Raw genomic sequence first — 11,414 nt, 5'->3', positions numbered from 1 at the left:
GGTCTTGCGCCGGATGAGAGCGGGGTTCGTCCTCGTCTGGCGCCGTACCATGCCTGACGAAACGCCCTGACAGCATCGATCATTCGCCAGAATGACGGATGCCAGAAACAGCATGATTTCGGCAATTGCGCGGCGGCGGACAACCTTTCCTCTCAAGCGCGCGGTCGGGCCTCGATCACCACGAAGGCCTGCGCCAGGGGATGCTCGTCGGTCAGGCTGAGATGAAGATGGGCCTCATGCGCCTCTGGCAGCATGTCGCCAAGGCAGCGCAAGGCCGCGCCGCTCAGCCGCAATTCGGGCCGGCCGCTCTCGGCATTGAGGACTTCCATGTCATGCCAGTGAATGCCCGCCATGCCGTTGACGCCGGTTCCCAGGGCCTTGGAGCAGGCCTCCTTGGCAGCGAAGCGCTTGGCAAGGGTACCGGCCTTGTCGGCCCGGCCCGCGGCCTTGGCCCGCTCGCCTTCGGTGAAGCAGCGTCGTTCGAAGCGCTCGCCGAAACGGGCGAGTGCGTCCTCGATCCGCCGGATGTCGCAAAGATCGCTGCCGATACCGATGATCATCCGGCACGGCTCCGTCCAGCCGCCATCGCCGCCTTGACGGTGCGGATGCTCTCGGCGAGCCCGACGAAAATCGCCTCTCCGATCAGGAAATGCCCGGTGTTGAACTCGGCGAATTCGGGTACCACAGCCAAGATTTCAGAGGTCTCGAAGTCGAGCCCGTGCCCCGCATGCACTTCAAGGCCGAGGCCCGCGGCGATGGAAGCGCCGAGCTTCAAGCGCTCGAATTCGGCAGCAGCATGGCCGGTCTCCTCCGAAGCGACGGCTTCGCACCAGGTGCCCGTATGGAGCTCCACGATATCGGCACCCAGGGCGGCGCAGGCTTCCAGCACCGCCCTGTCCGGCTCGACGAACAGGGAGACACGGATGCCGCTGCCTTTGAGCCGCGGGATCGCCATCCGCAGATTGGCCTCGCCCGCCCTGACGTCCAGGCCTCCTTCGGTGGTCCGCTCCTCACGCTTTTCCGGCACCAGGCAGACGGCATGGGGCTTCACGTCCAGCGCGATCGCCAGCATCTCGTCGGTCACCGCCATCTCGAAATTCAGCGGCGCCTTCACTTCGGCGCGGATGCGACGGATGTCGGCATCTCGGATATGGCGGCGATCCTCGCGCAGATGGGCGGTGATGCCGTCAGCGCCGGCCTCGACCGCCAGATGCGCGGCGCGGACCGGATCCGGCCAGAGGCCACCGCGCGCATTGCGCACGGTGGCCACGTGGTCGACATTGACACCCAGGCGCAGAGCCTCCGGGCGCGGAACCTTGGGCAGAGCAGTTGCGGTCATCTTCAGGCCTGTCCTGCGAGAGTCCGGCTGCCGGGCTTGACGGCCGGCAGGCTGGCAAGTTCCGGTGGCAGCTTGTCGGCCTCGAAGGTGGGGATGTCCAAGGTCGCCAGAGCCACCAGAGGCTTGCCGAGCTCGGCCTTGCCGCCCGAGCGGTCGATCAGGCAGGCCGCCCCGACGATTTCGCCCGGCTGGTCGGCGATGGAGGCCAGGCATTCCCGCGAGGACAGGCCAGTGGTGATGATATCCTCCACCATCACCACGCGGGCGCCCTTGGGAATGGCAAAGCCGCGCCGCAGCTGGAACTGGCCATTCTCGCGTTCCACGAACACCGTCTTGGCACCGAGCGCGCGCGCGGTCTCGTAGCCCGGCACGATGCCGCCCACGGCCGGGGACACCACCATGTCGATGGGACCGTAAGCCGCGCGGATGCGCTCGGCCAAGGCACGGCAAAGACGTTCGGTGCGCGGAGGATCCATGAAGACGAGGTTCTTCTGCAGATAGACCGCGGAATGCCGTCCCGATGTCAGGATGAAATGTCCTTCGAGCAACGCCCCCGCCGCCCGGAATTCCGCCAGCACCTCATCCTGCGTCATCATCGTCTCCTGGTTTTTCCGGTTGTACGGGCTACGCTTCCGGGGCGTACAGATCAATGGCCGACACCGGTTGGAGGTCGAAAATTTCGTGAAGAGCCAACGGCGGTGTCCCGCTCGTGGGTCGGCAACGGGAGGTTTTGGATATGCCTTTGCGCTTCCAGGAGACTTCGTCTAGTCGCAACGCGGTTTAGCCGCCAACCTCCCGTTGTTTTTTCGAGATATGGAGTGCGAGTACCGTGAGAAAACTGATCTTCTGCCTGTCGCTGCTGCTCACCGGATGCACGATCGGCGACAGCGGTATCCGGCCGCTGTTCTCGATGGGCTCGTCGGAACAGGCTTTCGTCGAGCGCTACGGCAAGCCGGATTTTCGCGCCGCGGAAGGCGGCGCCGTTCGCCTCGTCTATCTCGGCAATCGTCTCGACTTTCGCCAGCGCGGTGATACGCCGCCCATCCCGCTGCCTGAGCAGAAGCGGATCCTGGCTCGCTACGGCTTGGCCTATGACCGCAATTGCGCCGTCCTCGTCAGCCTGATGTTCGGGCGCGTGATCGGCATGACCAGCATCGGCGGACAATGCTCCTGACGCCCTTGCGCCTGCTTGGAACGCGGACCTCCCAGCGACATGCCCGCATGTCGCTGGGACCGCGCTGCTGGCCTCAGATCACGCGCTGCACCTCGCTCACCACCTTGCGGGCGCGCAAGCCATCGATGATGGCGAGCAGGTGCTTGAGGTCGTAGACCTCGAGATCGACGATCATCTCCGTCATGTCGAAGGAGCGGCGCTGCATGGCGAGATTGTCGATATTGCCGTCCGTCTCGGCGATCACCTGGGCAATCTGGGCGAGCGTGCCCGGCTCGTTGATCGAAACCACCTGAATCCGGGCGGGATAGCGCTCGGCGCGTGCCGCCTCCAGATCCCAGCGCACGTCGAGCCAGAGCTCCGGCCTGTCCTCGAAATCGGCGAGTGCCTGCGATTGGATCGGGTAGATGGTGATCGCCTCGCCCGGCGTGAGGATGGCAACGATGCGGTCCCCGGGTACCGCCCCACCTTCGGCAAAGCGCACCGGCAGATCGCCCATCAGGCCGCGCACCGGGATGGCAGCCTTGGCCGGATCCCCGCCCCCCGGCAGCTTGAAGCGCAGATTCTGGCCGCCCTGCAGGCCGAACCAGGTCTCGTCGAGCCCGGCGGCGGCGTGGCTCGACTGTTCGAGCTTGAAGTCCGGGAACACCGCCCGCACTACATCCTGCGAACGCATCTCGCCACGACCGACGGCGGTGAGTACATCGTCCACGCTCTTGCGGGCGAGGCGCTTGAGCGCGCCCTGCAGCGCGTCGGGGCTATAGGTCTTCTCCAGCCGTTCGAAGGCACGCTCGATGATGCGCTGGCCGAGCCCTGCATATTGTGCTCGCACCGCCGTGCGCGTGGCGCGGCGGATGGCGGCCCGCGCCCGTCCGGTCACCACCAGCGTTTCCCAGGCAGCCGGAGGCGTCTGCTGCTTGGCCGTGATGATGGCGACCTCGTCGCCATTGTAGAGCTCGGAGACCAGGGGGGTGGTGCGGCCGTTGACACGGCAGCCCACCGCCGTATTGCCGACATCGGTATGCACGGCATAGGCGAAATCGATGGCGTTGGCACCGCGCGGCAAGGTGATCAGCTTGCCCTTCGGCGTGAAGCAGAACACCTGGTCCTGAAACAGTTCGAGCTTGGTATGCTCGAGGAATTCCTCCGGATTGTCGCCCTCGGCCAGCATCGCCATGGTTCGGCGCAGCCAGGCAAAGGCCCGGCTCTCCCCTTCCAGGCGCAGGCTGTCGCCGGCCTTGTTCTCCTTGTAGAGGGCGTGGGCGGCGATGCCGAATTCGGCGATGCGATGCATCTCCTCGGTGCGGATCTGCAATTCGACGCGCTGGTGGCCCGGGCCGATCACCGTGGTGTGCAGCGAACGATAGTCGTTCTGCTTGGGCGTGGAGATGTAGTCCTTGAAGCGGCCCGGCACGAGCGGCCATTTGGTGTGGACGAGGCCGAGTGCGCGATAGCAATCCTCCACCTTGTTCACCAGCACGCGAAAGGCGAAGATATCGGAGAGTTGCTCGAAGGCGACCTGCTTTTGTTCTGTCTTCTTGAAGATCGAGTAGGGTCGCTTCTCCCGCCCCTTGACCGTCGCCTCGATGCCGCGCTCCTGCAGCCGCTCGCGCAAATCATTCTCGATCTCCGCGATCAATGCGCCATTGCGGCGCTTCAATCCTTCCAGGCGGCGGACGATGGTTTCGTAATGGGCCGGCTGCAATTCGTGGAAGGACAGGTCCTCCAGCTCCTCGCGCATATCCTGCATGCCCATACGCCCGGCAAGCGGGGCATAGATGTCCAGCGTCTCCTGGGCGATGCGAGCGCGCTTCTCCGCCCGCATGAAATTGAGCGTGCGCATATTGTGCAGGCGATCGGCGAGCTTGACGAGGAGAACGCGCACATCCTCGACGATGGCCAGCAAGAGCTTGCGCAGGTTCTCCGCCTGCTTGGCCTCCTTGGAAACCAGATCGAGCTTCTTGATCTTGGTCAGCCCGTCGACGAGAGCCGCAATCTCCTTGCCGAAACGGCGTTCGATCTCGCCGCGCGTGGCATCGGTGTCCTCGATGGTGTCGTGCAGCAGGGCGGCGGCGATGGTGGCGTCGTCGAGCTTGAGATCGGTGAGTAGCGAGGCCACTTGCAAGGGGTGGGAAAAATAGGGATCACCCGAGGCGCGAAACTGGGCACCATGCTTTTGCATGGCATAGACATAGGCGGCGTTGAGAAGATCCTCGTTCACGGCCGGGTTATAGGCCCGCACCTTGTCGACGAGTTCATATTGCCGCATCAGGCGAAATGGCGCCGTCACTCACAGTCTCCCGCCGGCAGCGTTGCCGCACCCGGCTAACCTCATTACCGCGCTTCGATCGAACCGAAGCATCGCGCTATTCAATACGGGTGCAGCGCAAAAGAAAAGCGGGCCGGTGATGCCGGCCCGCTGAAATTGCCTGGGAGGAGGCGAAGAGCTTATTCTTCGTCGTCCGAGCCGTTGTTGGCCGGCGGCACCAGCCCTTCCAGGCCACGCAGCAGGTCTTCTTCCGACATGCGGTCGAAGGCGACATTGTCGTCGGAATCGCCGGCGGCGAGAGCGGCCGGATCCGATTCGGGCTCGTCCACCTCGACATATTTCTGCATCGAGTGGATCAGGTCTTCCTTGAGGTCATCCGGGGTCAGGGTTTCATCCGCGATCTCGCGCAGAGCCACCACCGGGTTTTTGTCACGATCGCGATCGACCGTCAGCGCAGCGCCGCCGGCGATCATGCGGGCGCGATGGCTGGCCAGCAGAACCAGCTCGAAGCGGTTCTCGACCTTGTCGATGCAATCTTCCACCGTGACGCGGGCCATGGCGACGCCTTTCTGTACCGTGTTTTGGGATCAAGCGCGCCAACTACACCGCCAGGCGAGTTTGTGCAACCCTAAAAGGCCGATCCGTGGTATCGTCGGGCCTCCGAGGCAAGGAGATTGACCGCAAGTTCTACCTCATTCGACTTACATATCGAGGCTGCTCGTCTCGATATTGCAATAATCCTGTCAACACTCTCATTGGAAAACACTCAATCTAACCACAATGCTGATAACCTTGACATTCTATACCGCGATAGGCACAAGCTGAATGTATCGGGCCTAAACTTGCCGTTGCTGCCGTTCCGCTGGGATTACACAGAGAGCCCCCTCTCGATGTTGCCCTTGGGATTAATTCTAGACTGTAATTTAGACCGATTTCAATCGCATTCGATCAAACCGAGCATCAGCAGAACGAACCTCAACTGGCAGAAGAATGAACAACACCCAGGAACGCATCGCTCTCTTTATTGACGGCGCCAATCTTTACGCAACGGCGAAAAGCTTGGGGTTTGATATCGACTACCGGAAAATGCTCAAGGAGTACCACAGCCGCGGCTATCTGGTGCGAGCGTTCTATTATACCGCCCTGGTGGAGGACCAGGAGTACTCGTCGATCCGTCCGCTGATCGACTGGCTGGATTATAATGGCTATGCCGTCGTCACCAAGCCGACCAAGGAATTCGTCGATTCCACCGGCCGCCGCAAGGTGAAGGGCAATATGGACATCGAGCTTGCCATCGATGCCATGGAACTGGCCGATCACATCTCGCACATGATCCTGTTTTCCGGCGACGGCGATTTCCGTTCCCTGGTCGAGGCCATGCAGCGCAAGGGGGTGCGCGTTTCCGTGGTCTCCACCATATCGACCCAGCCGCCGATGGTCGCCGACGAATTGCGCCGCCAGGCGGACGAGTTCGTCGACCTCGTCACGCTTCAAAGCAAGATCGGCCGCGATCCGTCCGAGCGGGCCGTGCGCAGCCAGGCCGGCGGCAGTTTTCCGGCCGGCCCCGCGCCGACCCGCCAACCGCCCCAACAGGGCTTCGCCGGCCAGACCCCTGGCTTCATGTCGGCGAGTTCGAGTGGCCAATCCGACGATCAATAGGTCGAGAACCCGCCTCGCACGATCGGTGCCCGCCTTTGACGGGGCCTGCCTGCTGGCTCCGTCCGCACTGCGATTTCGTTCCTGGCCTCGGGCACTTTGCGATTTGACGGAATCGGCGGGACCGGCAAAGACGCCCTAGCCAATCCGTTGGATTGGCTAGGAAACAGGGAGCGAGAGCAAGCTGCGTTTCTTCAAGACGCCCTTTGCTCGAGTAATCGATGACCGCCAGCCAATTCCAAGAACCTGGGCGCGACTGCCCGCTCTGTGAGAGGCTCGTTGCCTTCCGCCTGCAGGCACGTGCCAAGCATCCCGATTGGCACAATGCGCCGGTTTCCAGTTTCGGCCCGGCCTCTGCCCGGCTGCTGATCGCCGGGCTGGCGCCGGGGCTACAGGGTGCCAATCGTACTGGGCGGCCCTTTACGGGCGATTGGGCCGGAGATCTGCTCTACGAGACATTGGGCGATTTCGGCTTTGCCAGCGGCACCTATGACGAGCGTCCTGACGACGGCCTCGAACTCGTCGACTGCCGCATCACCAACGCCGTGCGCTGCGTGCCGCCCGAGAACAAGCCGATCGGCAGCGAAATCGCCGCCTGCCGCCCCTTTCTGGCCAATACGGTCAAGGAGATGGCGAACCTTGAAGTCATCCTGGCGCTCGGCAAGATCGGACATGACAGCGTGGTCACCGCCCTCGGCCGCAGGCCGGCCCATTTTCCCTTTGCTCATCACGCGCAGCACCAGATCGGCAATCTGACGCTCGTCGACAGCTATCACTGCTCCCGCTACAACACGAATACGGGCCGCCTGACCACGCCGATGTTCCGGGCAGTTTTCGAGACCATCCGCGGCATTCTCGATCGCTGAACGGTATTTTCTGGGATCGCAGGTGTCTCTGCTTGCTCTTGGCAGCAAGGCCCCTGGAGAAGAAGATACCGGCAGGGACGCGTGCGTCCCCAGCAGCGTCCGCACAGATCAGCCTTTATCCCGCAGCAAGCGTCCCTTTTCGCGCTGCCAATCGCGCTTCTTCTCGGTCTCGCGCTTGTCGCCCAGGCTCTTGCCGCGGGCAAGAGCGAGCTCGATCTTGGCCCTGCCCTGCTCGTTGAAATAGAGCTTGGTGGGCACGATCGTCAGGCCATCGCGCTGCACGGCACCAATCAGCTTGTTGATCTGGCGTTTATGCAAAAGCAGTTTGCGCGGACGCTTACGCTCATGATTGAAACGATTGGCCTGCAGATATTCGGGAATGTCCGCGTTGAAGAGCAACAACTCCTCGCCGGATGGCCCGGCATAGGATTCGCCGATCGTCGCCTTACCCAGGCGCAGGGATTTCACTTCGGTTCCGGCCAGCACGATCCCGGCCTCGAAGGTGTCGATCAATTCGTAGTTGAACCGAGCCTTGCGGTTGTCGGCAACCAGCTTGCGAGCACCGTCCTTCTTGTCCGCCACGTATCACCCAGAGAGCCTTCGAGCAAAACACTCGAAACAGACTCTACCTTCTTGTTTTTCGAAGCGTTTCCTGGAATCAGCCGAGTGCCCGGCCGTTTCGGACGGAGAGGGATTGCCTCCCCCGCTTCAGAGTTTCAATTCAGCAACCCGGCATGCACCATCGCCTGCCGGATCTGGGTACGCGCGCCATCCGTCACCGGCAGCAGCGGCAAGCGTACCTCTTCCTTCAGGCGCCCCAGCATGGCCAGGCCGCATTTGGCCCCGGCAAGCCCCGGCTCCAGGAAGGTTGCCCCATGAAGTGGGACCAGGCGGTCCTGAATTTCAAGGGCTGAGGCGTAATCCCCGCGCAGCGTCGCCTCCTGCAAGTCCGCACACAGCCGCGGCGCGATGTTGGAAACCACCGAGATGCAGCCCTGGCCACCGGCCGCGTTGAAGGCGAGAGCCGTCATGTCCTCGCCGGAGAGCTGGATGAAATCCGGTCCGAGTTGCTGGCGTTGCTGCGACACGCGGGCAAGATTGCCGGTGGCATCCTTCACCCCGACGATATTCTTGAGCTCGTAGAGGCGCTTCATCGTCTCCACCGACATGTCGACCACCGAACGCGGCGGAATGTTGTAGATGAAGATCGGAATGCCGATGGCGTCGTTGACGGCCTTGAAGTGCTGGTAGAGCCCTTCCTGCGTCGGCTTGTTGTAGTAGGGCGTTACCACCAGCACGGCATCGGCGCCGGCCTTTTCGGCATGACGCGCCAGATCGATGGCCTCGACGGTATTGTTCGAGCCGGCGCCGGCGATCACGGGCACGCGGCCATTCGCCTGGGAAATACAGATCTCCACCGCCCTGTGATGCTCGGCATGGCTGAGCGTCGGGCTTTCGCCCGTAGTGCCCACCGGCACCAGGCCGCTGGTGCCTTCGGCGATCTGCCAGTCGATCAGGTCGCGAAAACCTTTCTCGTCGATGGCGCCGTCGCGGAACGGCGTCACCAAAGCGGTGAGCGACCCTCTGAACTTTGCCTTCGACATCATCTCAACTCCACGGATTCCGATCGGATGGCTGCCCTGATGATCTCAGCCGGGCGCCAGACATATACGAGCCACCCCGTCACGAAAAGAGCATAGGCGCCGATTGGGGACCGAAAACACCCCATTTCAACGAGATGATCTTCGCATCGCTCTGGTTAATGGAATGAGTCGGCTCCAGATTGCCACTTTTTAAGGCAGCAGCCCCGAATCCGCCGCCTTCGGGCCTTGAAAATCACCTTTTCCTCGTGCCTCACTGATGGCGAGAATGCGGCATTCCGTCGTCATTCACGGTTCGTCAATCAGAGGACGCGACAATCGCCAAACCGGATCACCTGGATTGGCGTGGCGGCAATGCTCTTGCGGTTCATGACGGGTACATCCCTCTTCGTCGCGGTGTTGACCGGCGCGCTTGCCGCCCCGGTCACGCGGCCTGGCGATGCCACCCTGACGCACCCGCCTCGTACGGTCGCGCTGCGCACGGATGCCGCTCCCCCGGCGATCTCGGCCCGCCCCGACACCGAAATCACCGGTTCGATCATCGTTCCTCCGCCGCTGGTGAACCAGCTCGACGTCCTGCGCCAGGTGATTGCCGCCTATGAGGGCAGCGACCGCTCCGGCGGCGACACCCTCGCCCGGTCGCTGACCGATCCGGCCAGCCAGGCCGCAGCAGAATGGATCGCCATCCGCAGCGCCGCCCGCCATATCGGCCTCGCCCGAATCAAGGCCTTCCTTGCCACTTATCCGAGCTGGCCCGGCAATGGCTTGATCCGGCGGCGCGGCGAAGAGGCTCTCTACAATGAGGGAGCCGATGCCGACACGGTGCGAGCCTTCTTCGCCTCTTCCCAGCCCGAGACCGACGAAGGCAAGGTCGCCCTCGCCGCCGTGCTGCAGCGCGACGGCGACCAGGCGGGTGCAACCACCCTCATTCGCGACGCCTATCGCAATGACAGTCTGTCCGGCCAACTCGAGGGCGATATCCTGCGCGACTACGGCGCCCTGCTTTCATCCGCCGACCATAAATATCGCGCCGATCGTCTGGTCTATGACGGCAGTTATGACGATGGCTTGCGCGTTGCGGCCCGTGCCGGTCCGGATGTGGTGACGCTTGCCAAGCAGCGCATTGCCGTGGCCAGGCAGGCCAGGAATGCGGGCGCCCTGCTGGCCGCGAATGTTTCCACCGACCCGGCCTACGTCTTCGCCCGCATTGCCTATCTCAGGCGCCAGAAGAAGCCGCGTGATGCCGCCGCCCTGTTGCTGAAGGCCCCCCGCGACGCCGCCGCATTGGTGCGTCCCGACCAGTGGTGGACGGAGCGACGCCTGATAGCCCGTGCCTTGCTCGATCAGGGGGATGCCCGTACCGCCTATGCCGTGGTCGCCGGCTTTACCGCCGAAAGCGATACGACCCGCATGGAGGCCGAGTTCCATTGCGGATGGATCGCCCTGCGCTTCCTGAACGATCCTCGCAGTGCCGCCCGGCATTTTGCCAATCTGAGCGCCGATTCCCAGCGGCCGATCTCGGTTGCGCGCGGCGCGTACTGGCAAGGCCGCGCTGCCGAAGCAGCCGGCGACAAGTCCGGGGCGACCGGGTTCTACCAGGCAGCCGCGCGCTACCCCATCACCTATTACGGCCAGATCGCCCGGGCTCGCTTGGGGCTGCGGACGCTCGACCTGAATGCTCTCCCCGAGGCCACGCCCGCCAGCCGCGCGGCCTTCGAGGACCTTCTGGCAGTGCGTGCCATCAACCAGCTCTACACGCTCGGCAAGCGTGACTATGCTCGTATTCTCGTCGCCGACATGGGTCGACAGTTGCAGGACAGCCAGCAACTGGCCCTGCTCGGCCAGATTGCTCTCGACAATCTGGACACCAAGACGGCCCTCACGGTCGGCAAGTCGGCCACACAGCGTGGCCTGCCGCTCGATGCGATCGCCTTTCCGATCGGCGCCATTCCTGGCTTCGAGAGTTCGGGCAATGTCGAACGCGCCGTGGTCTACGGCATAGCCCGGCAGGAGAGCGAGTTCGGGCACGAGGTCGTCAGCAGTGCCGGCGCCCGCGGGCTGATGCAGGTGATGCCTTCGACCGCCAAGGCGACCGCGCGCCTCGCCGGCATCGCCTTCGATGCCAAGAAGCTGACCAGCGATCCGGTCTATAATGCACGCCTGGGCGAGGCTCACCTGGGCGATCTGATCGGTCGCTTCCGCGGCTCCTACATCATGACCTTTGCCGCCTACAATGCCGGTCCCGGCAAGGTTGCCGAATGGGTGAAGGCCTATGGCGACCCACGCGATCCGAAGGTTGACCCGATCGACTGGGTCGAACGCATCCCCTACACGGAGACGCGCAATTACGTGCAGCGCGTGCTGGAAAACGTGCAGGTCTACCGCTCGCGCCTCGATACCACGAGCACCTTGCTGATCGAGGCCGATCTTCGTGGCAAGAGCCGGTGATACCGAGAGGCTTTGGAAACGACTCTCCGTACCGTTTCGCTATTTTCGCCAGACCTTTGATTTT

General features: G+C 63.2%; 11 protein-coding genes. 4 read left to right on the top strand and 7 right to left on the bottom strand.

The window, feature by feature from the left end; all coding sequences use genetic code 11:
- Positions 1-152: 152 nt before the first annotated feature.
- Genes acpS through pyrE form a run of 3 tightly spaced genes read right to left on the bottom strand, consistent with a single transcriptional unit; the run spans position 153 to position 1,932 of the window.
- Entirely contained in the window at positions 153-560 is a 408-nt protein-coding gene (gene acpS / locus ABXS05_RS24895; protein WP_367625736.1) for a holo-ACP synthase, read from the bottom strand.
- Positions 557-1,339 carry a pyridoxine 5'-phosphate synthase gene (locus tag ABXS05_RS24890; protein WP_367625735.1) on the bottom strand — a complete coding sequence of 261 codons (783 nt, stop codon included), beginning with the start codon at positions 1,337-1,339 and terminating at the stop codon, positions 557-559. The genes acpS and ABXS05_RS24890 overlap by 4 nt, the downstream gene beginning before the upstream one ends.
- A 2-nt stretch (positions 1,340-1,341) precedes the next feature.
- On the bottom strand, positions 1,342-1,932 hold the full coding sequence (pyrE, locus tag ABXS05_RS24885) for an orotate phosphoribosyltransferase (protein WP_367625734.1): 591 nt from the start codon (positions 1,930-1,932) through the stop codon (positions 1,342-1,344).
- A gap of 236 nt (positions 1,933-2,168) precedes the next feature.
- Between pyrE and ABXS05_RS24880 the strand changes: the two genes are divergently transcribed.
- Positions 2,169-2,513 (top strand): hypothetical protein, encoded by a 345-nt coding sequence (locus tag ABXS05_RS24880; RefSeq protein ID WP_311934432.1) that lies wholly within the window; start codon positions 2,169-2,171, stop codon positions 2,511-2,513.
- A 73-nt stretch (positions 2,514-2,586) separates the two neighbouring features.
- On the opposite strand, the gene ABXS05_RS24875 is transcribed toward ABXS05_RS24880, so the two are convergent.
- Positions 2,587-4,779 carry a RelA/SpoT family protein gene (locus ABXS05_RS24875; RefSeq protein WP_367625753.1) on the bottom strand — a complete coding sequence of 731 codons (2,193 nt, stop codon included), beginning with the start codon at positions 4,777-4,779 and terminating at the stop codon, positions 2,587-2,589.
- A gap of 179 nt (positions 4,780-4,958) precedes the next feature.
- Entirely contained in the window at positions 4,959-5,336 is a 378-nt protein-coding gene (gene rpoZ / locus ABXS05_RS24870; RefSeq protein ID WP_311934431.1) for a DNA-directed RNA polymerase subunit omega, read from the bottom strand.
- 433 nt (positions 5,337-5,769) lie between these two features.
- On the opposite strand from rpoZ, the gene ABXS05_RS24865 reads away from it, so the two are divergent.
- The gene (locus ABXS05_RS24865; RefSeq protein WP_311934430.1) at positions 5,770-6,438 is read left to right on the top strand and encodes a LabA-like NYN domain-containing protein; all 669 of its coding nucleotides are present in this window, start codon (positions 5,770-5,772) and stop codon (positions 6,436-6,438) included.
- A gap of 218 nt (positions 6,439-6,656) precedes the next feature.
- Positions 6,657-7,301 carry a uracil-DNA glycosylase gene (locus ABXS05_RS24860; protein ID WP_367625733.1) on the top strand — a complete coding sequence of 215 codons (645 nt, stop codon included), beginning with the start codon at positions 6,657-6,659 and terminating at the stop codon, positions 7,299-7,301.
- A gap of 108 nt (positions 7,302-7,409) precedes the next feature.
- Here the strand turns inward: ABXS05_RS24860 and smpB are convergent, their stop codons facing one another.
- Positions 7,410-7,883, bottom strand: a complete 474-nt coding sequence (gene smpB, locus ABXS05_RS24855; protein WP_311934428.1) for an SsrA-binding protein SmpB — start codon at positions 7,881-7,883, stop codon at positions 7,410-7,412.
- A 134-nt stretch (positions 7,884-8,017) separates the two neighbouring features.
- On the bottom strand, positions 8,018-8,908 hold the full coding sequence (dapA, locus tag ABXS05_RS24850) for a 4-hydroxy-tetrahydrodipicolinate synthase (RefSeq protein ID WP_311934427.1): 891 nt from the start codon (positions 8,906-8,908) through the stop codon (positions 8,018-8,020).
- Between the two features lie 1,404 nt (positions 8,909-10,312).
- Between dapA and ABXS05_RS34880 the strand changes: the two genes are divergently transcribed.
- A complete protein-coding gene (locus ABXS05_RS34880; RefSeq protein WP_376717643.1) occupies positions 10,313-11,350 on the top strand; it encodes a lytic transglycosylase domain-containing protein in 1,038 nt (345 codons plus the stop codon).
- Positions 11,351-11,414 lie beyond the last annotated feature (64 nt).

The sequence above is a fragment of the Labrys neptuniae genome (genome assembly GCF_040797145.1).
In the GTDB taxonomy this organism is placed as follows: domain Bacteria; phylum Pseudomonadota; class Alphaproteobacteria; order Rhizobiales; family Labraceae; genus Labrys; species Labrys neptuniae.
This window is presented reverse-complemented; position numbering and strand designations above follow the sequence as displayed.